The 22,679-nt window shown below is 46.6% G+C and carries 18 protein-coding genes and 1 other RNA gene; 4 read left to right on the top strand and 15 right to left on the bottom strand.

All coding sequences use genetic code 11. The annotated features are described in order from the left end of the window. Window positions 1-94 precede the first annotated feature (94 nt). From CIK89_RS11095 to ssrA, 3 genes are all read right to left on the bottom strand, one after another. Complete coding sequence (locus CIK89_RS11095) at window positions 95-406, bottom strand: AzlD domain-containing protein (RefSeq protein ID WP_094391434.1); 312 nt, start codon at window positions 404-406, stop codon at window positions 95-97. Next, window positions 393-1,109, bottom strand: a complete 717-nt coding sequence (locus CIK89_RS11090) for an AzlC family ABC transporter permease (RefSeq protein ID WP_254046254.1) — start codon at window positions 1,107-1,109, stop codon at window positions 393-395. The genes CIK89_RS11095 and CIK89_RS11090 overlap by 14 nt, the downstream gene beginning before the upstream one ends. Window positions 1,110-1,212: 103 nt before the next feature. After that, window positions 1,213-1,614: a transfer-messenger RNA gene (gene ssrA, locus CIK89_RS11085) on the bottom strand. Window positions 1,615-1,765: 151 nt separating this feature from the next. On the opposite strand from ssrA, the gene CIK89_RS11080 reads away from it, so the two are divergent. Continuing rightward, the gene (locus tag CIK89_RS11080; RefSeq protein ID WP_094391432.1) at window positions 1,766-4,942 is read left to right on the top strand and encodes an AraC family transcriptional regulator; all 3,177 of its coding nucleotides are present in this window, start codon (window positions 1,766-1,768) and stop codon (window positions 4,940-4,942) included. 344 nt (window positions 4,943-5,286) lie between these two features. Here CIK89_RS11080 and CIK89_RS13955 read toward each other — a convergent pair whose 3' ends face one another. Together CIK89_RS13955 and CIK89_RS11075 are read right to left on the bottom strand one after the other, a co-directional pair. Next, entirely contained in the window at window positions 5,287-5,412 is a 126-nt protein-coding gene (locus tag CIK89_RS13955; protein WP_256387831.1) for a hypothetical protein, read from the bottom strand. Between the two features lie 642 nt (window positions 5,413-6,054). Next, window positions 6,055-6,927 (bottom strand): RNA polymerase sigma factor RpoD/SigA, encoded by an 873-nt coding sequence (locus CIK89_RS11075; RefSeq protein WP_094391431.1) that lies wholly within the window; start codon window positions 6,925-6,927, stop codon window positions 6,055-6,057. Between the two features lie 199 nt (window positions 6,928-7,126). On the opposite strand from CIK89_RS11075, the gene CIK89_RS11070 reads away from it, so the two are divergent. From CIK89_RS11070 to CIK89_RS11060, 3 genes are all read left to right on the top strand, one after another. After that, on the top strand, window positions 7,127-8,458 hold the full coding sequence (locus CIK89_RS11070) for a hypothetical protein (RefSeq protein WP_094391430.1): 1,332 nt from the start codon (window positions 7,127-7,129) through the stop codon (window positions 8,456-8,458). 160 nt (window positions 8,459-8,618) lie between these two features. After that, complete coding sequence (locus tag CIK89_RS11065; protein ID WP_094391429.1) at window positions 8,619-9,368, top strand: hypothetical protein; 750 nt, start codon at window positions 8,619-8,621, stop codon at window positions 9,366-9,368. Window positions 9,369-9,383: 15 nt separating this feature from the next. After that, the gene (locus tag CIK89_RS11060) at window positions 9,384-9,575 is read left to right on the top strand and encodes a hypothetical protein (RefSeq protein ID WP_094391428.1); all 192 of its coding nucleotides are present in this window, start codon (window positions 9,384-9,386) and stop codon (window positions 9,573-9,575) included. A gap of 147 nt (window positions 9,576-9,722) precedes the next feature. Here CIK89_RS11060 and CIK89_RS11055 read toward each other — a convergent pair whose 3' ends face one another. The 10 genes from CIK89_RS11055 to CIK89_RS11015 all read right to left on the bottom strand — a co-directional run. Beyond that, window positions 9,723-10,115, bottom strand: coding sequence for a hypothetical protein (locus tag CIK89_RS11055; protein WP_144269563.1), 393 nt, complete (start codon window positions 10,113-10,115; stop codon window positions 9,723-9,725). Window positions 10,116-10,338: 223 nt separating this feature from the next. Then, on the bottom strand, window positions 10,339-13,788 hold the full coding sequence (locus CIK89_RS11050; RefSeq protein WP_094391426.1) for an SbcC/MukB-like Walker B domain-containing protein: 3,450 nt from the start codon (window positions 13,786-13,788) through the stop codon (window positions 10,339-10,341). Then, window positions 13,785-15,059 (bottom strand): exonuclease SbcCD subunit D, encoded by a 1,275-nt coding sequence (locus tag CIK89_RS11045; RefSeq protein WP_094391425.1) that lies wholly within the window; start codon window positions 15,057-15,059, stop codon window positions 13,785-13,787. Before CIK89_RS11045 ends, CIK89_RS11050 begins: the two co-directional genes overlap by 4 nt. Before the next feature lie 131 nt (window positions 15,060-15,190). Then, entirely contained in the window at window positions 15,191-15,838 is a 648-nt protein-coding gene (locus CIK89_RS11040) for a hypothetical protein (RefSeq protein WP_144007412.1), read from the bottom strand. A 58-nt stretch (window positions 15,839-15,896) separates the two neighbouring features. After that, window positions 15,897-16,625 carry a leucine-rich repeat protein gene (locus CIK89_RS11035; protein ID WP_094391423.1) on the bottom strand — a complete coding sequence of 243 codons (729 nt, stop codon included), beginning with the start codon at window positions 16,623-16,625 and terminating at the stop codon, window positions 15,897-15,899. A gap of 25 nt (window positions 16,626-16,650) precedes the next feature. After that, a complete protein-coding gene (locus tag CIK89_RS11030) occupies window positions 16,651-18,405 on the bottom strand; it encodes an ATP-binding protein (protein ID WP_094391422.1) in 1,755 nt (584 codons plus the stop codon). A gap of 89 nt (window positions 18,406-18,494) precedes the next feature. Further along, window positions 18,495-19,187, bottom strand: a complete 693-nt coding sequence (locus CIK89_RS11025; RefSeq protein WP_158214623.1) for a sigma factor — start codon at window positions 19,185-19,187, stop codon at window positions 18,495-18,497. Window positions 19,188-19,200: 13 nt separating this feature from the next. Beyond that, entirely contained in the window at window positions 19,201-19,758 is a 558-nt protein-coding gene (locus tag CIK89_RS13615) for a hypothetical protein (RefSeq protein WP_158215018.1), read from the bottom strand. Between the two features lie 136 nt (window positions 19,759-19,894). Beyond that, window positions 19,895-22,144, bottom strand: coding sequence for a tetratricopeptide repeat protein (locus tag CIK89_RS11020; RefSeq protein ID WP_094391420.1), 2,250 nt, complete (start codon window positions 22,142-22,144; stop codon window positions 19,895-19,897). A gap of 137 nt (window positions 22,145-22,281) precedes the next feature. Continuing rightward, the coding region (locus CIK89_RS11015) for a YafY family protein (protein WP_144007410.1) at window positions 22,282-22,679 on the bottom strand (398 nt) is incomplete at its 5' end.

Below are 22,679 nucleotides of genomic sequence, written 5' to 3'. Positions count from 1 at the left end.
CAGGAAACCAAGTAAAAGGATGGGATAAAACTTAAATCGGTCATTAGGGTTGATGATAATCCTAATGACCGATTTCTTGCTTTCCCATTCAGAACTATAGAATCAGGCAATCCAGCAGATAGACGATAGTACAGCAAATGACAGCTACTGGGAAGAGTCCCATACGCCGCCAAGCCGCAACAATGCCAACTATAAGAGCAACAAGGCCCGATATAGGCGACATTGTAGTCTGGATGATGCCAGGGAAGGTCATCACCGCCAACGTGACATAAGGAACATAATAAAGGAAGCTGCGCAGAAAACGATTGTTGATCTGTCCTTTGATCAGCAACATCGGTATCACGCGAATCATATTCGTAGTGATGATGGCCAAAAGGATGCAGATGATGATATTATGCCTGTCCATATTGCTCCTCCGTCTTTACAGGTTTCCACCAAGCGGCAACAGCCGAGATAAGAATGGTCAGCACAATGGTTCTCGTTCCACTGCTCCACCCGCTTATCCCCGGTGCCACGCTACAAATACCACTCAACACAAAACTCGCAGCAACAGCATAGCGTACATAACGGTCGTTGCGAGCAACGGGCATGATAACGGCAAGAAACATACCGTAGAGCGCCACGCTAAGCGCAGCAACGATCGCAGAAGGCAACATTCCGCCAGCCACAATACCAGCCGCACATCCCGAAGCCCACATCATCGTAGATACCCATGCCGCCGAATAGGTATAAGCCGGTGGGCAATAGCCTTTACGCGCAATAGAAATGCCGAATACCTCATCGGTGACACAGCAAGCCATCAGCACCCTATGCATCCACGACGTTCCAGGGGCAATCTTCTGCGAGAGCGCAGCGCTCATCAGCATATAGCGCAAGTTGACCACCAGACACATGGCAACGATTTCTACGTATGTCGCTTGAGCAGCCACAAGCGTATATACCCCATATTCGCCAGCCGATGCACGAGTAAAGAAACTGCTTACGAATCCTATTGCCGCCGTCAGTCCAGCCTGTTTGGCAATGATGCCCAGTGAGAAAGCTACGGCAAAATACCCCATGGCAATGGGAGTACCGTCGCGAAACCCTTGAATGATATCTTTATGTTGCATCTCCGTCTGAAAATCCATTTCCCGTCATGCCAGCAGTCTGCTGTTCGGTCCATATTCATAAAAAAAGTCCCAACCATTAGTTGTTAACGATTGGAACTCATAGGAGTGGAGCTGGAGGGAGTCGAACCCTCGTCCAAACAGGGAAACCATATGCTTTCTACATGCTTATTCCAGCCTTTGTTTTTCGAATCATGACAAGACCTGGACCACCAATCATGACCTTATCTCCTGAATTTCATCTGCCTGTCGGAGCTCCACGCAGACTATTTCCGATTATCCTGCACCGCTATACCTTCCTGATTCGGAACAACATCCAGAAGAGCGATGTCTCGTTCCCTCACCTAGTAAGGGAATTAAGCCAGTAATCTACTGTACTTCGATTAGGCAGCGAGAGCGTATTTGTTTTCGCCAATTAAATTTTTGACCGAATGGATTATGGAGTTTACAGTCGTCACTCCGCATGCTTACATACCATCTCAGCCCGCTGTCAAATCCAGTCAACCCCGAGTGATATTGTTGTTTGAGGTTGCAAATTTACAACATTTCCACATAACTTGCAACATTTCCGTTGGAAAAAGCCGAATTATATTTGCCCTTTCATACATTTTTCACTAACTTTGCCCATCAAAATCCGTACGAACCTGAAACGAATAGGCATGAATCACCCAAAATATATCATGGATTACGTCCATGCATCACATCTTTCGTTTGCTTACCTTGGCAGAATCGGAGCATCCATCAGTCTGTTGCTGCTCCTTGCAGTACATGCCAGTGGACAGGCTTTCACCTTTCTTTCCACGGAGAAAGGCCTGACGAGCAGTCTTGTGACCTTCCTGCATGAAGACCGATACGGATTGATATGGATTGCCACCGAGGACGGATTAAACCGATATGACGGAGTGAAAATCACCACCTACAAGCACCGCAAGGGCGACTGCCATTCGCTGGCCAGCAACTATGTGAGTTCGCTGATTGCCGATGCCAACGGCAATCTCATTGTCGGCACCTATAAAGGCGTGCAAATCTACCGATACGACAGCGACGATTTTTCCCCTCTCGCCACCCTTCCCGATGGCAGGCCGATGAATGCAAGCATCAATGTGATGCACCTTGCTCCCGACGGCCGCCTCTATGGTGCAGGCGGTATGTCGTGTGAGATCTTGACGTCTGGCAATAAGAAGGTGGAGGTGCGCCAGACGGAAAAGCCCTATTTTCCCAACAGGATCATAGCCTCACTGCCTCGCGAGCTCAACGTCCGTACCTTCATGAGATACGACAACAACCACCTGCTGCTTGGCACCGACAGTAAGGGGCTCAAGCTCTACGACGAGCAACGTCACACCTATAGCGACTATCCCCTCGACATACCAGGCTTTTCTCAAAGTTTGGAGAAGGTGCGCCATATAGAGAAAGACCACAGGGGCAACCTATGGATAGCGCTGTATCAGAAGGGCGTTGTCATGGTTTCCCAGCGCAGAAGCATGTTTGGCTACATCGGTTCGCGCACCACACAGAAGAACATCATCGGTTCTCACTGCATCCTGTCGCTATGCCGAGGCAAAGACGGTGGTCTGTGGGTCGGCACCGATGGCGATGGTCTTTATCGTCTGTACGGATCATCGTCCCAACACCTTGTTCAGGGCGTCCCCCCAATCATCAACAGCGTGATAGAAGACTCCGACGGCCGGACGTGGATCGGGTCGTTCGGCTACCCCTGCTATAGCGGCACAGGCGGTGTGTTCACCCCCGTGCCCGGACTTCCCGAACAAGCCAACGTCTTTGCCATTAGAGAAGACCGCAACCGCAGGATATGGCTCGGCACCATGGGCTATGGTGTCTATTGCTATGACATGCAGAAGAAATCGCTCTCATGGGTGAGCAGTCCCGTCATCAACAAATACGTCAACTGCCTCTATGTATTGTCAAACGGCCATGTGCTGGCAGGCACCTTCAACGGCATATACAACATCACCACGCATCGCCACCTGTGCGAGCAGCGCATAGTCTATGCCATCCATGAAGACCGCCACGGCAGACTGTGGGTAGGCACATCCGACGGCCTCCTTGTGGTGGATGGCGACCACACCAAGACCTACACCACCTCCGACGGCATGCCCTCCAATTCCGTCTTTGCCATCAGCGAAGACGAGCGCGGCCTCATCTGGTTCTCCTCCAATGCCGGTCTGTCGTGCTTCGACGAGCTGGGCAACATCTTCACCAACTATTCCGTCAGCGACGGACTGCAAGGCAACGAGTTCTCGAAAGGAGCCCTGCTGAAAGATACCGACGGCACACTATGGTTTGCCGGTCACGGCGGCATCACCTATTTCCAGCCCTCCGCCATTGCCCGCCATCAGTACGTGCTCCACCCCCGCCTCACAGCCCTGTATATCAACAATGTGCCGGCAAACACCCGAACCCTCACCGGCGGCGGACCCGTCATGACCGACAATATCTACCAGTCGCAGCATTTCAGCATAGCCTACGAAAACAACTCGTTCAGCATCGAACTCTCGTCCGAAGAGACCGATGCTCCTGCCGAGTGCACCTATGCCTACTCCTTAGACGACGAGCCATGGGCCACCATCCCCGAAGGCGGCCACCTGGTCACCTTCAGCAATCTCGATGCAGGCAGCCACATCCTCCGCTATGCCGTGGAGTACAACGGCAAGCGATCGGAAGTGAAACAGGTAGAGATAGACATCCGTCGTCCGTGGTGGAACAGTTGGCTGACGCGTCTCCTGCTGTCCGCCCTCCTCCTCCTCATCTTCGCCCTTGTATTCTTCTGGATCAAGAGTCGCGAGAAGGTCAAAGCCCTCGCCCTCATCTCCCACAAGATACGCACTCCGATGTCGCTCATCATCAGTCCGCTGACCCAGCTCATCGACACCGATGCAGACCCCGACCGCCAAGCCACCTACCGGCTGATGCTCCGCAATGCCGAGCGTCTGCAGCATCTCGCAGCGCAAGCCACAGAGGAAGAACCCATCGGTCCGATCAGGAGCAACGAGGCGCAGGAAACCGCTCCCGCCAGTCTGCAGAAGTCGCACACCTCCCGCCATCTGCTTATCGTGGAAGACGATGATGAAGTGAGAAACTACCTCTGCAGTGCCCTCTCATCCAGCTACCACATCCGTGAAGCCCGCAACGGCAAAGAAGCCCTTGCCCTCGTGTTCCGCTATGCCCCCGATGCCATCATCAGCGATGTCACCATGCCGGAGATGGATGGTATCGCCCTCTGTCGCAAGCTGAAAAAGAATATCCAGTTTGCCCACATCCCCATCATCCTCCTCACCGCCCGTGCCGACGAAGAATCCATGTTGCAAGGTCTTGGCATCGGCGCCGACGCCTATATCACCAAACCCTTCAATATCAAGATCCTGCAACAGAGCATCAGCAACCTCATTCTCCTCCGCCAGCAACTCTACAACACCTATCACGGCAAGCAGTTGCAAGACGACAAGCTGGAGGCAGTCGAGACAGAAGATTCCAACGAGATATTCATGCAGCGCGTCATGGCATCCATCAACAGCCACCTCAGCGAGAGCGATTTCTCCGTCGATGTGCTATGCCGAGAGGTAGGCATCAGCCGTGCCAGTCTGCACCGCAAGCTGAAAGACCAGACCAACCAGTCAGCCAGCATCTTCATTCGCAACGTCCGGCTCAGACAAGCCGAGAAGCTGCTCACCACGACCACGCTGCGCGTCAACGAGATCGCCGCCCGTGTAGGTTTCAAAAACCTCTCCTATTTCATCAATTCCTTCCGCGAACTGTATGGTGTATCTCCTACGGAGTGGAAGAGTAACAAGGACTCAGCAAATCCAACCAACTGAACATCAAGAAGTTGCACATGGCAGGGACGGTCTGAAACAGTATTGCTGTTCTCCCATCAGTTTCCCGACAATTCGCTGACTGTCGTTGGATTTTCGCAAGAAACAGTAATCTCATCAGGATGAGTCCTCTGCTATCGGGTAGTGGTTGGAATCGGGCAGATCAGATAAAGCCATAAGACGCGCCCTGTTTTTGGTTTTTCAAAACTGTAATACTGTAACTGTAACGCCTTGAAACGCAAAATTGGAGGAATAAAGAAATCTGCAAATCCGTTGTGCGGTTTATGGAAACTGTTATATTGTAACGCTTGAACCGATGGTATCGTCTGATCTGTTTTTGTTGACTGTCACTTTTGCGAGTGTGTTCCTATGTCATCTTCTCGCTTATCGCGATACCTCCATTTTACGGTTTTGAAAGTCAACAGTTCTGGCGATCCACACAACTTCTTGAGAAGCCCATTACGAATTGCCATATTATTTTCTTGGATCTTATCCTTAGATTTCATCCTTCGTTTTCTCGACCAGTATGTTTTTATCAATAAATTAGCAATATCGCACCCATTCCCACATCGTGAGGTTTCTCCCTTTCAGTAGCCTGTTTCTCCCATTTTTGTCCCATCGTTATCCCCAAATTCTGGGATTTAATGCGGATTCACTGGTGACTTAATTAGAAGTTGCCCACGTCTGTGTGCGGACGGAATGTTGAGGCGAAAGTGATTCTCTCTTGAACCACGGTGCAAAGGTACGAAGAAAAACAATAGGTTGTTCCACTTGTCGCCAACTTGTGATGGAAATGTCCGTCACCTTGTTACATTTCTCTGTGTATCAATACGTTACAAAGTCTAATTTTGGAGTATAAATATTGGCGGTTATTGTATATTGCTGAATATAAGGCAGATAGGTGGAGCACTATTCGTTTATTGGGCTTGAATCTGTGGTAAGATCATGGGTAAGATGTTCTGTGCTGTAAAGAAAAGAGCCGAAAACGGCATTTTTCAGTAAAACGCAAAAATGTTGCGTTACAGTTACAGTATTACAGTTTTTGAAAAGCAAAAACACTGGTCGTATGCCGACCATGAACGTCGGCAACGATCGGTGTTTCTTTTCCATGCGGTTCAACCTAAGTGTCTAAGAAGGAATCTCGACTTTCTACTTTTACGCACCTTGTCAAGACTACGCTCGCGAATCTGACGGACACGTTCGCGAGAAAGCCCAAGGTCGGAACTTATATCGTCGAGTGCTCTTTCGTGACAGCCTATGCCGAAACTCTGCATAACGATTGTTCGCTCTCTGTCGTTAAGAACCGCGCTAAGCGTTTGCATCAGATCACTTTGCATCGACTCATAATCGACGGTTCTGTCTGCATCGTAGTCTGCTCCTGACACAAGTGTGTCAAGCATTGTGGAACTCTCATCCTCGTTGATGGGAGCGTCTATGCTGCTAATATGTGCTTCAGAGAGGATGGCCTTCCTGATTTTGTCAGTCTCCAAAGCAATGATTTCGCTGAGTTCGGCATCAGATGGTTTCCGTTGATTCTTTTGGAGGAAATTGTTCGTGACACTCTTTATCTTACTACTGATTCCTATCTGGCTCTGAGGACGTCGCACCATATTGCTATTGGCAGCAATGGACTGAAGGATTGCCTGACGAATCCACCAAATAGCGTAAGAAATAAACTTGAAGCCACGGGTTTCGTCAAACCGCTCTGCGGCTGTGATAAGGCCAATATTGCCCTCGTTGATCAGGTCGGTAAGGGGCACTCCTTGGTTTTGATACTGTTTGGCGACAGAAACAACAAAACGGAGGTTGGCAGTGATAAGCTTGTTCTTGGCCTTCTCTCCATTTTTTCCTCCTGCATGGATGGCTTGGGCGAGTATCACTTCTTCGTCTGTGTTGACCATAGGGATATGGCTGATTTCTAACAGATACTTATTGAGCGACTCTTCAGAACGATCTGTGATACTTGGGTTAATCTTTAATTGTTTCATAATGCGGTATAATGTTTTGATGTTGGTCGCAAAATTATGAAAATAAAACTATTGAGGCTTCCTTTTTTATAGATATAACAACAGCATCTGACCACGCGCGAAGAAGGGACTATGTTAAAATAAGGCAATCTTGATAACCGAAATTTGCCCATCTGCCCTTTTCTTTGTATTTTTGTACCAATTATAAAATCTGTGAGTTATGACAACAATAGAATGTAATGAGGAAAAATATGCGTTAAACTTAAATCCCAATCAGGTTTTCATCTTTATCAACGAAAAGACGAAGCCTTACTTGGAACAGTTCAAAGAGATGCAGAGGAAAAGTAAGACCTACGATATTGTCTTATTGCCGTATGAGCCGTCTTCTGCCCATCAGTCAGTGGATGATTCTGTAGATCCGCAGCTCTACAACCTCATTACTCACTCGGATGTTGTTGCGAGGGTGATGCCAATGAAATTGGGCGATTACCGCTATATGACAGAAACTTTCTTTAAGGGGGAAAACTATGACTTTGACTATATGAATTACAAGCTGGAACAATTTATGGCAGGTCTCCGCTCCAGAAAAAGTCAAAGTTATGTGAATACTATCAGGCGTTTTTTCCAATACGGCAACCAGGAGTTTTGTGATTTTGTCATGAGTATATTCAATGGCAATCTAAAGGAATTAATAGACATGTCAAACCATTTTACTCACATGACTTGCACGGGTGATATTAATGTTGCCCAACAATTTATCAGGTGTTTTGTAAACAAACTAAATGGACCGCAAAAAGATCAACTTAACATCATTATTAAGGATACGCTTGATTACAACAGCTTGAAAGAATCGGAAGCTATATTCACTGACTTTATTCACACCGAGTTTGACAATGACGAGCCTGAATTGCAAGACTTTGAAAAAAAACATGTTAAGAATATCACTCCACCTGACTTCAATATAGTTGTCAAGCCAACGAAAAAGAAGAAACAAGCTGATGCTAATGGCGACTATGACATACTGGTTGTCAAGGATAACGGAGAGAGCTTTCCTTTGAATTTTGGCTATCGCGGAGATAAGATGTTTTATATGCTAACGCTTCTCTGCCAAAAGGCTGTGGGGGGACTACCCACAAAGTTTTTCTCGTTCAACTCCTCCCAATCGGTTATCAAACAAATCTATGATGAGGTATTCAGATCAGGCGGTGATGTTTGGGTGGATACGATGTCGAGAGACTCACATAAGATATCTGTAAGCAGGACTCATGCCCAAGATGCCATTGAAAAGAGAAGTTCTATGGACTTGAAATCTGTTTATTGGTGTAGCTTAGAGACAAAAGCGTTGGATATAGGTCCTAAGAAGAAAAAAATCAGTATTCGGCGAGTAAGAATCCCTGATCATAGAATTATCATCGATGACAATGATTTGCTGACGCGGTATCTGAGAGGCCTGCCTTCCCTGGAACAGATAGTTGGTTATGTTACCCCGAACGCTGCCAAGGTTATGGAGCTCAACCTCCATATGCCAAGAGGGCGGTTTAACTATAGGTGAGATGAAGGAAATTGGCTTTTTGCTCTTTTTGACTTAACGGAAGCAGGGAGAAAAAAACTATTATAATTCGCACCCGATGCGTTATACGTATAAAAATCCCGTCTGGTTCGGAATAGATTCGTATCTTTGCAGCGAGATTTTTAATTAATAATAGTTTAAAATGAAAGAAGAACAGAAAAGACCAAGACCAACTGTAGATCAGCTGAATGAGATTGAACAACTGAAAGCGAAACTGCATGACGCACACCTACTTTCCGATGACGCTCGCGACGAAGCCAAAGAGCGGCTGGACAAGCTCTTCTCGTCTTACGACTGGACCAACTACAAGTTTACAGACCCTGCCACCGGCAAGAAAGGGGTTAAGAATGCTGTAGGACAGATTCTGGTTCCGGCAGACTATGAAGATTTTACTTTCGTGGGCGACCGCTACCTCTTCGACTATCCCACGCTAGGCGCCAAGAAAGACGGGAGGTATGGCATCGTTGCTGCCGACGGTTCTGACCATGTCTTCACCGATTTCCGTTTCGATGCGCTCGTCTGCTATCCCTACGCAACGATGTATCAGGCTTATTGGGACGGTATGAAGGATAAGTTTGGTCTTGTCACTGGCAACGGTACGGTGCTTGTCCCTAACGTGCTTACGGCATGCCACGAGCCATGGAACGATTTCGTCCTCCTTGAGGGTGACGGAAAATACGGCGCTCTCGATCTCAACACCTTAAAGGTCGTGGTGCCGGAGTACGACAAGGTTGATCTGGACGACAACGAAGAGGTGGTATTCCACAAAGACGGCGTCGAGGGCTATATCGTCGAAGATACTGGCGAGTTTGTTCCCAAAGACAAAATAGAAGACGACGAGGAATATGTTGACGTTTATGTTTACAACACTTATGACAATGATATGTTTTAATAAAATTATACAGTTATGTCTAGACAAACATTAAAAGACCGTAACAACCATGTTTTGGGTTACATCGACGTAGAATCAAGCGGACGCCAGTGTCTGCGCAACAGCAACTTTCATGTCATTGGCTATTATGACCCTGGACGCAACCAGACCCTCGACGCCACTTTCCATGTGGTCGGCAATGGTAACATTCTGACAACTCTCCTTTAGAATAAGGAGAACTGTCAGGAAACGGACTTGCGAGGTTCAGGCGGCTGGATCGCTGACCAAGCACCAGCGAGGGGAGTATATTGCTCCCCTCGCCTTTTTTGATGCATGCCCGTTGGCATTTCTCAGCTGACGGGCAGCCCAGCGGTTTTATTTTTCGTCGTACAAGGGACCTCTGCGCATTTGCATCTTGATGTGTTTGCCGTCAACATCACCCTCCCAGACCCTGTAGCCTTTGGTGATATTTTCCCAACACTCGATAATATCAGGAAGGAAAATAAGGACTAATACGAAGCCACCGCAACATATCAGGAGGATTGTTTTCAATGCCCCTAATATGCCGTCAGACTTATAGTCTTCGACGATCTTCTCTATAGCGATTTTTATCAACGCTCCTACGAGAAATACGATTCCGGCAATAAGTGCCAGGATCATTGCTATGCACACTATGAACAAAGCGATCATAAAGGGCCAAAGCAGACATTTGGCTATAAACTCAAGAACTATCACAACCACACTTTCTAGCAATAAATTCATCATCATCTTTCTTGTTTTTTTGATTATGATACAAAAGTACGATTTGTTTTCTAACCAGACGGGGAATTTATACCTATAACCCATCAGGGGCTCTGACGGACTCGTCAAAACAAAAAGAGCGAACCATACTGGTCCGCTCATAATGGTTACCGTTGAAATGTGATGTCGTCTCCTGATCATCAGGCAGGGGGCAGCGGTTCAAAGCCTCTGCTTTACGGTTATGACTCGGTTATGCATTTGATATCTCCACCATACTGCGCCCCTCACCTTTCTTGATCACCTGTATCTTCACAGGGATACGCTCTTCGAGCTCTTCACGGTGAGAGATGATGCCCACACGGCGATTCGTCTGTCCTGCTATCTCCTGAAGCTTTTCGAGCGTCTGCATCACAGAGTCGAGGCTCTTCTCGTCAAGGGTGCCGAAGCCTTCGTCAATGAAGAGGATGTTGACGTTCATGTCGGGCCGATTGAGCGAGGACAATGCCAGCGAGAGTGCCAGGGATATCATGAAGCGCTCGCCTCCGGAGAGGACGGTGGCGCTACGCACCTGATTCTTGTTGTAACGGTCCAGCACAAGGATGCTCAGCTGCTCGTTGTCTTCACTGCAGGTGAGCCGGTAGCGGTCGGTTATCTGTTTCAGATAGATGTTGGCATTGTTGAGCAGCGGACGCAGAATATAGGTCTGCACCAGTGTGCGGAATCGGGTGCCTCCGAATATGCGGTTCAGATTATCCCAGCGTGCGAAACGCTGCTTAGCAGCTTCCAGTTCCAACTCAATCTCTTTCAGTTTCTTAATGTTGGTCTGATGGGTTTCAAGTTGGCTTCTGGTCTGTGCTATCTTAGACAGAATCTCGTCGCGGAGCGTATTGGCGGTAGCCTTCTGCCCTTCCAGTTGTTGCCTGTCGGGCAGTTCGGAACGACTGCCGACGTGAAGTGCCGCAAGGGCATCGTCGATTTGCTTTTGGGCATCGCCGATGGCATCGTTGCGCGACTTCAACTGGGCGTCGGTATCGCCGACAAACTTTCGGGCGGCAGCCACCTGATGCTCTTTGTCCATCAGCGCAAACAGCGCCTCTGCCGTCTTGCCAGTCTCTTGATAGAAGCTGTTGAGCGCATGGCTGGAACCCTCTATCGTCTGTCTGCACTCTTTGCATTTCGAAGTGAGTGTTGACACTCTGCCCATCAACGCAGTCCACTCGGCGCTGATATCACGGCAGGAATAGGACTGAGGCTGCTCCGCAATCTGCCAGTCGGGACACGACAGAATGATATTGTCGCAAATCTTTGAGATTGCATCAATCAGCGTGCAAACCTGGTTGCGCTTTGCAGTATCGTCGGACAACTGTTTCTGATGGGCAGTATATTCCCTGGAATCTTCTTCCAGTTTCTTGCAAGTGGCATCGGTATTTGCCTGCCAGTCATCGGCATAGCCGGAGAGCAGTTTACCGATCTCTGTCTTGGCAAGCTCACAGTTCTGAAGTATCGCAGCGTGCTCCATCTTCAAGCGTTTAATCGCCTCTGCATTGGTCTTTACATCGTTCTCTGCTTTGGCCTTCACCTTCTCGGCATTGATCTTGGCAGCATCAAGGGGTTTCTTCTCCTGGAAGAGTTTGTTGATCTCTTTTTGCAGCCGTTCAACGTCTCTCTGTGAGGCCTTCTGCCTTTCGATGTCAGCGAGCACACCTGTAAGCGCATGCGCAATCTGCGGAGTGGGCAGTTGGGTGATGTCCAGCTCCATCTCTGTTGCCATGACCTCCATACTGTGACGGTCGTCTTTGATTTTTTGGTCAGCCCTCGCCAGTTGCTGCTCTTTCCCCTGCAGTGCTCCGTATAACTTGAGATACGCATCTCTGGACCCGTCGCGCCGTTGCGTTGCAGCCACAAGTGCGGCAGCCGCCTTTTCCTGCTCTTGTTCAAGAGGAGTCAGAATACCTTTGAAATCGTCTTCGAGGTGGCTATAGTCAATCTTGCTTCCACAAAGCGGACAGATCTCTGTGTGTTCGTCGTGCAGGCGATGACGCAGGTGGACAATGGTGTCGCTTACGCTCATCTTCATGGTTGTCAGATGCTTGTCAGCCAACTCTGATTCGGTTTTCTTCGTCTGGAAGTCTGATTCAGCTTTTTCCTTATCCTCTTGAAGCCTTGCCAATTCTGCTTTTCCTGCCTTCATCTCATTTCTGAGTTCATCGGCTTCTTTTTGGTTGGCCGACAAGGTGTCGTAAAGTTTGCGAAGGTCTTCAAGAGAGCGTTTTTTAGCTTCCGACCGACTAAGTTGGTCGTTGATCTGCTGTGGGTTGAGGGCTGCGCATTGCCTATTCAGCCGCTCTATCTCTTCCTCTTTAGCTTTAACAGCCCTGTCTGCCTCCGTTGCCTGTTTTGCAGCCTCTTCGTCTGCCTTTTTGAGAAGTTCTGTCTTTACATTCTCTTCCTGAATAGAGCGGTCTGTCTCAGCGGCCTTCTCCAGATTGGAAAGATACTGATCTATTTTCAATTTTATCTCGCCAGCCTTGGCAAACAGCGCGTCGTATTGCCTGTGCAGGTCTATCCACTCTTGTGTCTTACTGATGGAATCATTCAGTACTTTCAGTTGGTTTCGTCTGGCGACGAGATCAGCAGAAAGTTTCAAAAAAAGGTTGTGCGAAGCCTCAAGTTCACCTCTGACCGCCTGTTCTTCACGCTCCGCTCTTTGGAGACTGACAAGAGTCTGACGCTGGGCAGAGGTAGCATCCCAGTCTGTGAAGAGACCTCTGTTCCGCTGATATTCCTCGCCAGCCACGATGTTTTCCAGACATTGTTTCTTCTGTCGGGCTTCCTCCTGTATCTTCTCGTTTTGCAACACCTGATCAATCAGCTTCAGCTTGTTTTCCTGCTGTTTGATCTTCTGTTCCAGTGCTTCCTGCTGTTGCAGGTCAGCCTGTTGGTCTTTGGTCAACTGTTCCACCTCCTCGTCACTCAATGTGTGAGGTTTCTCTGTGTCGTATTGAGTCTGTATGGTGGTCTGCGCTGCCTTGGCTTTGTCGAAGATGCTCTTGATGGCTTCACCATAGGCAGTGAAGTGCTGCGTGTTGGTCAGCTGCTCCAGGATATCCTCACGTTCTTTTTTGTCTCCTGTAAGAAAGTTGGCAAACTGCCCCTGTGCAAGCATCGCCATGCGTCCAAACTGTTGGAAGTTGAGTCCAACAGCATTTTCAATGATTTGTTCGTCAGCTTTGGTCCAGTCGTCACCGTCCGTCTTTACATGCCAGACGGGAGTGTTGTGCTTGATGATATAATGGCCTTCCGCGTCCTTTTTTCTGCTCTTTACCATTCCCAATGTAAGACGGGCATGATAGATTTTGCCGTCATTGCCTTCGAAGACCACTTCACTATAGCACTCGTCTTTCTCGGAGATGCCCAGACGAGTGTACTGTTCAAGACTGTTGATGTTAAGACTTTCTCCCTCATTGTCGGTATATGAGTTCAGTTTCTTATTGGCAGTATTATCTATTCGCGGGGTGGTCTTATAGAGAGCCATCGAAATACTGTCAAGTATAACGGATTTGCCAGCTCCCGTATCACCTGCAATCAGGAAGATAGAGGCAGGAGTGTCTGTCACGGCATCGTTGAGTCCGTGCTCAAAGTCAATGTCGGCACGCTCGATAGAGGCGATATTACGGATATGCAGTTCTTTCAATCTCATGGCTGTACGGATTTTGTTTTCTGACGTTTCTTCTCCTGTTTCTCTTCACTCAAAAGCAGCATTTCTGCCTTCACCTCTTCAAAGGCCTGACGAACATCGTCAAGGTCAAGGTTTGGATATTGGTTTAATGTGCGCTCGATAAACACCATAGGGTCGGTCATCTGTTGCAACTCAGCTACCTCAAAGACCAGTTTCTCCTTTTCCGATGCATCATCAGCGCTCACACCAGTCCACAACATCTTTGGGTTGTAACGCCACTCTTCATCGTAAGGAAGGAGCGCATCATAGACCATCTGGCCGAAATTAGACGGCAGGCCTGTATTCACGTCGAAACGGAAACGGATATAGCCACGTTGGCCTTCTGCAACAAATGCTTTCATGGCGTCCAAGGCTTCATCTGCCGAAGTGAAGGATGTGCCGTCTGAAGGGAGAACATGGAAATGGCGCAGTTCATCAATGCGAAGCTGGCGGATCTGTACCCTACCCTGATGTTGGTCAATGTCCACAAGACTGACCGTATGCGGATAGGCCTCATCACAACTGACATGAAGGGCACTGCCGGAATAGCGGATGACAGGGGCATGATAGCACACCTCGTCGCTCATTGCATCCTCCAGATGACCGATGGTCTGGGGTTTATGAATATGTCCCAAGGCCAGATAGTCGAAACCGCTCCCCATCGCATCAGAATCAATGGTGCGCAAAGTGCCGATGTCAAAGCCGTGACCTGTGATGTCGAGTCCAGTGACGGCTTGGTGAGCCATCATCACTACAGGCAGGCCAAGTGTATTGTCCTCCGTCACCTTGTCGAGTATGGACTGGATGATGCCTTTGCGTTCACCTGCCATATAGGGAAGTGCAACCACATAGCCATGATCAAGCTTGATAATGTATTGATGCTGCCAACCGTCAGCCTGCTCCAAACTGTCAACAGCAGGAGGTGTGCCTATCAGGTGTGCATTGGCCAGTTTCCAGACCGAGCTGTCTGCCTGGATGCGTGAAGCGGAGTCGTGGTTGCCCGCTGTGATGACGATGTGCATCTGAGGACATACCTGATGCAGATGGACGAAATAGTCGGTAAAAGCTTTCTTGACTGTGGCAGACGGTTGCTGAATGTCGAACACGTCGCCACTCACAAGCAAAGCGTCTGGCTTTTCTTCCTCGCACCATTGTTCCAGCTGATGGAAGAAGTGGCGATGTTCATCACTCCGGTCGTAGTTCTGGTAGATGACCTGCCCCAAATGCAGGTCGGCTGTATGCAGTATCTTCATTCGGTCGTAAATAAGTGAAATATTTCCGCAAAGTTAGCAAAAACTCTGCTGTATCATAGCATTCATGCTGAATTATTACGTTTTTTTTACTATTATATAAGATTTGCCCCATAATGGTTTTGAATCATTCCTTACTTTTCCGACTCAGCATCCGAAGCAGCATCATCTGGTATTGAAGCAGCGGTATAGATTTTGTTTTTATTCAAGTCTTTTACCAATACCGTTTCCTGTCGCAGTTTTCGAGCTATCATCGCTGCAATGGTCAGCAAAGATTTGCTTGAGAGGCCGTTTATTTCAATGGCTATTGATTTTTCATTATACACGTTTCCCTTGTCACCGATGTATTTGCCTTTAAAGTAATGCCCGACACTGAATGCACCGATGCAATTTTCTTCTTTGTTGTCAAATATCTTCACAACACCTTGAAGTATAGAATCTTTTTGAGGGTGGTATTTAAAGACTGTTATCAGTCGCTTTATCTTATGAGACAACTGATTATCGTCCACTTCAGCAGCATTTATATCGGTAGGAAACACAATGACACCACCTCTGTATCTTTCCTGCTCATATTGGAGATCATGAACCTCTTCGTCTAAAACAAAACTGCTTGCATTTGTTTTACATTCACAAATAAAGTAGCCACGCTGATAATGAGAGCCGTTAGGCATATCTTTCCCCTCAGGATGAAAATAACGCACCTCTTTCCATGATGGTCCAACAAGAGTGCTTCCCACACTTTTCTTTATAATCTCTGCCAATCTCTTTCCTGCTATTTTCATAATTTTCATATATTATTTTATCAAAAATGTCAAAAGCTTTCAACAAACACAATCTATCTTATCTGATAACGATATATCCGCCATTGGCGAAAAGGGAGCCACCAATGGTTCGGACTGAACGAGGAATGGAGAGTTTAATATAGTGACGACAAGAATAAAATGCGAAATCCTCTATTTCCTCCACTCCGTCAGGCACTTCATAATAAGGCTCGTTAAATGTGCAACGACAGAACTTCAGAACCTTTCCATCTTCAGAATATGCCACTCCCTTGTCATCAACAACGAAGGGGTCATCATCCTCATCGTCAACTTCATCAAGACTTCCGTCGTCATGCGTATCCCACTCCATCACTTCAGGGTATTTCGGCAATGAGTCTTCGTTAAAACCAACGGGACACATAATATTATACAAGCTGACAGACTGATAATCAAGGGCATAAATGAGTCCTGCCATATCGTATAGATCTGTGACACGGATACGCACACGTGGGGTTTCTTCTGAAACCACTTCGAAACCGCTGAGCAGATAAAAAATCGCACACTCAAAGCAGAATTTCTCCAGCCGTTCAGGAGTTGGATTTTCTATAGTATAAGAGAGTTCGATGAGGGTGACTTGACCATTGACAAGTTCGTAGGATAATTGGGGAGTAACCTGGATATCCTCCCCAAAGTCATGACGGTAAGATACTGTGAGTTTATTATCCACTCTTTCGTGGATTGCCTCTGACAAATTGGGATCTTCATATTTTCCGTCTATGAGTCCCTGAGGGCTGACAAGCTTCTTCATACTTATATAGTATTTATATTATTGTTTATGATGTAAAACCTATGCGACGGGCGTTTTTGTTGACGAGGAGTTCTGCACGACAGTAGTCTTCAATCTCACCCAAAGAGGCGAATTTGCCAGAGAGGATGTAGTCAACGGTGCGTTTGCGGGCAATATTCTCGATCTGACCGCCTGAAAAATCGAAATGAGAGGCCAACTGGTGAGCATCATCTGCACTGATGTCCTTCAGCATGGAGCGCCAAATCTTGGTTTTCACCTCCGTATTTGGCTTATGGAACTCCATTTTGTAGAGAAAACGACGCTCAAAAGCCTTATCGAGATTGCTTGTCAGGTTGGTGGTGGCAATGAGGATACCGTCGAGGGCTTCGATCTCCTGCAGAATGATATTCTGCATGGCATTGTCCATCTTATCGACAGAGTGCTCCACATTCTCAGTACGCTTGTTGATAATGGCATCGGCCTCGTTGAAGAACAGAATGGGCATTACCTCACTGGTATGACACAGTCTGCGATAATGGGTAAACACCTCCTTAATGTTCTTTTCGCTCTCTCCGACCCACTTATCGCGCAGTCCGGCAATGTCCACCTGCATGAGATCGCGTCCCGTCTGACGGGCAATCTGAAGGACGGTCTCGGTCTTTCCTGTGCCAGGAGCGCCATAAAACAGGCAGGCAAAGCCCTTACGCATACCCTGCTCCTCAAGTCGCTTCTGAATAGTAGGCAAGCTCTCAGTGCTGAGCAGTTGGGTAAGACGGTCTATCTGCTTCTGATCAGAAATATTGAAAAACAACGATTTCTCCTTGATTGTCGCATGTCCCTTCAGAAAACGGTCAGCAGATTTCATATTTCTGCATCTTGAGTGACTGGGGGTATAAGCAGAAAGGAGTTCGGTCTTTGCCTTACGTGTGAGCATATACTGGTTTGTATCGGCCTGGCCCTCATCACATTTATGCTCTACATAACCGCATTGGATGAGAGGATGAGTCCCTTTAGTAAGTTCCTCACGCATGAAGTCACATTCATACTCATCAGGATAAAGACTATCGATGGCCTGTAAGGTAAGTCCCTCACTGTCAGATCCTTCCCACTGAGCATAATCAACAACGATCAACAGCAGAAGCGACTGGACATGAATATTATTAAACCTCAGAACCTCACGACAGAGAGGAAGATGCGAATTCGCCTTGGCAAATTCAAGCATCCATTCCTCATCATCCTCAAATGAAGCACGGGGGTCGTTGATATTCTTTCCAACATGTCTCTCCAGCCGATCAACAAACTGTTGTTCGGTGAAACCATCAATCTTCTCTGGGACAAAGGACTTATTATGACGGAGAGCCGTGACGACACCACGCACCAAGACAAGCCCCTCATGAACACCATAAAGATCACGGACGTCTTTACGAACGGCCCAGCGCTTGGTCACCAATCCTTCAATCTCCTCAGAATATACCATGACAGACAATCGGGAGCAGCCGAGATAGTCGCTCATGTCTTTCCAGGACATCGGTTCTCCTGACTCGACGAGCATTGCCAGAGCAACAATCTGAATATTGGTTAAGTCCAACTCCTTATTGAGGAAAGCCAATGGATTCTTAACAGACTCCCAAAATTCGTCAGACAATTGAGAGTGCTGAGCCATGTCGAGAATTCTATCGAGTGCTGTGATGACGGTCCAAATGTCAGGTTCCTTATACTTGTCCATAGTCTCCTCTGAGAAATCTCCATGACCTCCGATTTCTGATTTAAGTCTGCGTGCCGGTTTCTTTCTAATAGCCATATCAAACAATTTTTAATATTCTGGTGCAAAGATAGGAAATATATTCAATACTCCCCTTTCATTTATACCTATAACAACTGAGTACTGTCTTATGCTACAAGCCTTAAACGACGACCCTCGGTATGCACAATATCAAGGAAACAGCGCTTTTGTCGGTCGTTCAAATGATACTTACGAGCAAAGTCAGAAGCGGTGAATCCCTTATCCATCATGGAAAGGTAATCGTCCAACATCTCACCTGCGCCCTGCCAATGGGTGTCAAGCCTCATCTTTAGCGCAAAGAGAGAATCGTCATAGCGGAGTTGCCAGTCAGGCTGAACATTTGAAGGCGAAGCCAGACTGTTCATCAGACTATATGAGTCATCCTTATCAGAATTTATTGGTTCGTCCAAGGACAGGGTAGCACTCTTGTGTTTGAAGTGGTTGTATGCCACCTTCTGTATCTCGCTCTCGATGTCCCATTTTGCAAAGCTTATGAAACGAACTCCCCTGTTAGCATCAAACTTGTCTGCTGCTTTTGTAATGCCCAACGAGCCTGCCATGATAAGGTCTTCGAAGGATGTGCCAGAGGCAAGATACTTCTTGGCAACAGTCACCACATAGCGCAGATTGGCAAGGACGAACTTGTCACGAGCCTGTTTGTTGCCCTGACGCATGAGAAGCCAAAGGTCGTATTCCTGTTTGTTAGTAAGGGGCTGTGATTTTCTGATGTCCTTAAGGAACATGTCAACACAACTGTTGCTGCGGTCGGTAAATGTAATGTTTCTGCCGTTCTGATACATGGTGTGATAATAATTAAAGATTAGACATTTGGTTACGAAGCGAACTGGCAAGGATGACTGTGCCACCCTGTGCCACGAATGGGATAAGTACCTTTCCGTCGTGCGACTGCGGACGGTCAATGGCAAAGTCTGAGGCATGAGGTGTAGCCTGGCGGATGGCATTGCGCGATTGGGCGATATAATGACTGAAGAAGTGGTCGAAATCGGTACTTTCGACTGTCTTCACCAGAGCATCACTATCCTTGAAATAGAGCAAGCTGTAGAGTTGTTGCAGTTCCTTATAGTTGTTGGCAGCTGCCATACGACGCTGATAGCCTTGTGGGTGGAGTAAGGTGTAAATATAAAGAAGACGCGAATATCGGTCATGAAATTTCACCTCAGTCTCCTGACCGTTCTCATTAATAAACAGTACGTCGTAACGACACCTGCTACTGTTGGCGACACTGGGTCTGACTTCAACCGCAACAGGACGAGGAATCAACTGCTGGTCTGCGGCCATGTATTCAGTTAGACGCTGCTTCATCTCGTCTGTTGTCATTGCGTCAATCGTTTTCTTAATCTCCTCTATCATGAATTCATTTTTATTAATATGTATCCTCAGAATGTCCTTGGATTTCGTGCTGCAAAGGTAGTAAAAGAGTAGCCGCATTCCTAAGAAAACGGCAAACTGTATAGGTATAAACTTAAGGATTTTCTGCTATGGTTTATTATTTAATAATCTGATATTCTGCATGTTGTACAACATCAAGAGCATCTGGCATTCTAACTGCCAGGTGCATGAGTTCGTGCGGAATATCGATATTATGAGTATCAAGAAAAATATGCCTCAAGATCTTCCTTCCTGAAATTCTGTCAAACCTGAAAAGGTAGTAATTGGCATCATCACGATCTCCTACAGCATTTTTAATGGCTTTTTTAGTCATATTAGAATATTGCTTATAGTAGTCCTCGTTTATTTTTTTCTCTTCATCCTTCTCATACCCCATCATACCTTCCACATAGTCATCGAGATTGCTGATACTATTACCATTGACCAAATACACCAGTTCCTTCAATATCGGCCTGCAGTTTTTGTCTGTAGCCATCATAGTAGTATAGCCGTTCTTGTAGGAACAGATGATAGTTAGTAAGAATAGGGTGAGACATTTGGGATTGATCTTATCAATGACAATCTCGTCACCATTGAACAGGGTTAAAACAATCTCATAAGGAAGTTTGCCTCCTTTAGACTTCCTGATAGTAATACGTCGCTCTGGTACCCTGTTATTATCGTTACCGTCAGGTTTTTTGTGGATGTTCAACTGTTTGCAAATCTCAGCAAGATAGTGCTCATGCCATCGTTCCCTGTAAGCATCGACCAACTGGATGAAGGTGTCCCAAAACATATTGCCCATCAACTGCACCTGACTGATGAAGATATCGCGCATGGACAACTGATTCTCAAGACTATCCTGGCATTTGGCATATTCAACAGGAAAACACTTCTTCACCGCCAAAATGCTCATCTGTTCACCACACAATGCACCTTTCAAAAACCATTTTTTCATTTCTTCTTTGACATTGTCCGTCTTGCAACAACCCATATGAATCATTTTCCCCATAAAAAAGAACGCTTGGGGAATGCCGGCTTTGCAACCGTCACTAAACAGTTGGCGTGCCCTGTCGAGCGACTCTTTATCACCTTGGTTGAAATAATGTATGCCATAAATTGTCTTAATCCTTTCGTACCCTAAGGCTTCTGCCTTCAGAAACCATTCGTAGGCCTTGTCAATGTCTGCTTTTACTCCCTCACCAAGCAGATATCCAAGTATCACGTACATCATACCTTCTTCCTGATTGCGCTCTGCTGCAATCATATATAGGTTGAATGCTTTCTGGTGATTCACCTTCACACCATTCGTACCACACTTGTAGATTTGTCCTGCGTAGGCAGCAGCTTCTGCATGACCGTTAGCGGCAGCACGCTCAAAATAGGCGAGTGCCTTGCGGATATCCTTCTTGACACCAAAGCCAAACATGTGGTAAACACCTAACTCGAAAGTGGCATCTAAGCAGCCTCTTTGGTCAGCCAACTCAAAATAGTATTTTGACTTCTTGTAGTCTTGAGATACCACATCGCCAGTTCCATAATACACACCTAATTTATACAACCCATCTGCCTTACCTTGCGCCGCAGCTACCTTAGCCCAAGCAAAGTCGTTCTCCATATCTCGTTCCTCTATGTCTAATCCTTCTGAAACAAACTCAGAGGCATCAGGAAGGGCATCTATGATGGAAAGAAATTCTGGTGGACAGACTATCTGGGGCTGTGGGATATGAACTTTATACAGCCTTTTCTTTTTCAGTTTGACAGCATAAGGCATATACCAATACAAGTCATCTACTATCTGCGCCTGCCGAAGGCAATCACCCAGCGGAGCCTTCATTTTCTGCAGGATATCAGAAAAAGAACGATCGGAAGCAAGTTCCTTGGCCATCAGCCTGGCAGATTTCTCATCCATATGAGGATAAATCAACTTGATTAACTGTATAACAGTGCGCAAATTGTCCTCTGACAGAAAGAAATCGGCCAAAAAGCCGTTTTTTAAAGAACAGAGGAGAATGAGAATGTAGAGCAAATGACTAAGTTTCCTATCGAAGTGCATCTTTAGTTTTCTTTCGTCATCGAGGATAAAACATAGAGAATAACAGCCTTCTATGTCTGCCTTAGAAACGTTCAAGCCTTTACTCTTTTTCTCAATCACGATGGATCGTGGAGAGATGGCACTCTCCATTCTGAAATAGTGTTCACTATTAGTCAATCCGTCTCGCAGTGCAGCAGTTACAGATTGTCCATAATTGTCTGATGACTCAGAGTAGCACATCAGAACATTTACAAACTCTTCATAATGTACTTGATCATCCAAAAATCTCAAGTGCATTGCACCTATCTTGTTTTGCAGTTCTTGCTCGGTCATTTTCTTATTCAGCAAAGTTGTTACTTATATCGTTTCTATACAAGATTTTCTTCTTCATTACTTATTTCGAAATTTTTCGCTTACAAAAGTAGCAAATATAATCCATGCTAATCTTCCTATTCGTATAGTTAATAACGTTATACACGTTGGTCGTACAAAGAGGCGGCAGCTTTCAGCACTTGGCTCATATGGTTCAAGCACTTACGTGGGGATAAGATTTTTACTCCCGCACCATAGGACATAAACACAGAATACATCTCGAAATTTATCACCACATCAATATAGAAAATACAACTTCCGTCCGTAGGATTCTCACTTAATATGCACTGAGAGGAATGCAGAGGCTTTGTTTTGATATACCTGCTCTGCTCTGCATTTGCCCAAAACTTGACACGCTCTGCTCTCTCGTGAATATTCTTGCTGACTCCTATGACATCATCAAAGAAATGTTCGGAGTCAAATTCCGGGTTCTCTCGGAATGGTATATCTATCGGTTCCACACTTACCATTCTGTCAATGGGGAGATTGAACAAAA

Source organism: Prevotella sp. P4-119 (genome assembly GCF_002251345.1).
GTDB lineage: Bacteria > Bacteroidota > Bacteroidia > Bacteroidales > Bacteroidaceae > Prevotella.
Note: the sequence above shows the minus strand (reverse complement) of the source record. Positions and strands in the feature narration are given on the sequence as shown.

Coding starts and splice junctions, on each gene's coding strand:
- CIK89_RS11055 (WP_144269563.1), bottom strand. CDS start 10,115: ATGATGATGAATTTATTGCTAGAAAGTGTGGTTGTGATAGTTCTTGAG.
- CIK89_RS13615 (WP_158215018.1), bottom strand. CDS start 19,758: ATGATAGAGGAGATTAAGAAAACGATTGACGCAATGACAACAGACGAG.
- CIK89_RS11020 (WP_094391420.1), bottom strand. CDS start 22,144: ATGACCGAGCAAGAACTGCAAAACAAGATAGGTGCAATGCACTTGAGA.
- CIK89_RS11060 (WP_094391428.1), top strand. CDS start 9,384: ATGTCTAGACAAACATTAAAAGACCGTAACAACCATGTTTTGGGTTAC.
- CIK89_RS11095 (WP_094391434.1), bottom strand. CDS start 406: ATGGACAGGCATAATATCATCATCTGCATCCTTTTGGCCATCATCACT.
- CIK89_RS11045 (WP_094391425.1), bottom strand. CDS start 15,059: ATGAAGATACTGCATACAGCCGACCTGCATTTGGGGCAGGTCATCTAC.
- CIK89_RS11080 (WP_094391432.1), top strand. CDS start 1,766: ATGAATCACCCAAAATATATCATGGATTACGTCCATGCATCACATCTT.
- CIK89_RS11035 (WP_094391423.1), bottom strand. CDS start 16,625: ATGAAGAAGCTTGTCAGCCCTCAGGGACTCATAGACGGAAAATATGAA.
- CIK89_RS11040 (WP_144007412.1), bottom strand. CDS start 15,838: ATGAAAATAGCAGGAAAGAGATTGGCAGAGATTATAAAGAAAAGTGTG.
- CIK89_RS13955 (WP_256387831.1), bottom strand. CDS start 5,412: ATGGCAATTCGTAATGGGCTTCTCAAGAAGTTGTGTGGATCGCCAGAA.
- CIK89_RS11030 (WP_094391422.1), bottom strand. CDS start 18,405: ATGGCTATTAGAAAGAAACCGGCACGCAGACTTAAATCAGAAATCGGA.
- CIK89_RS11050 (WP_094391426.1), bottom strand. CDS start 13,788: ATGAGATTGAAAGAACTGCATATCCGTAATATCGCCTCTATCGAGCGT.
- CIK89_RS11025 (WP_158214623.1), bottom strand. CDS start 19,187: ATGTATCAGAACGGCAGAAACATTACATTTACCGACCGCAGCAACAGT.
- CIK89_RS11075 (WP_094391431.1), bottom strand. CDS start 6,927: ATGAAACAATTAAAGATTAACCCAAGTATCACAGATCGTTCTGAAGAG.
- CIK89_RS11065 (WP_094391429.1), top strand. CDS start 8,619: ATGAAAGAAGAACAGAAAAGACCAAGACCAACTGTAGATCAGCTGAAT.
- CIK89_RS11070 (WP_094391430.1), top strand. CDS start 7,127: ATGACAACAATAGAATGTAATGAGGAAAAATATGCGTTAAACTTAAAT.
- CIK89_RS11090 (WP_254046254.1), bottom strand. CDS start 1,109: ATGCAACATAAAGATATCATTCAAGGGTTTCGCGACGGTACTCCCATT.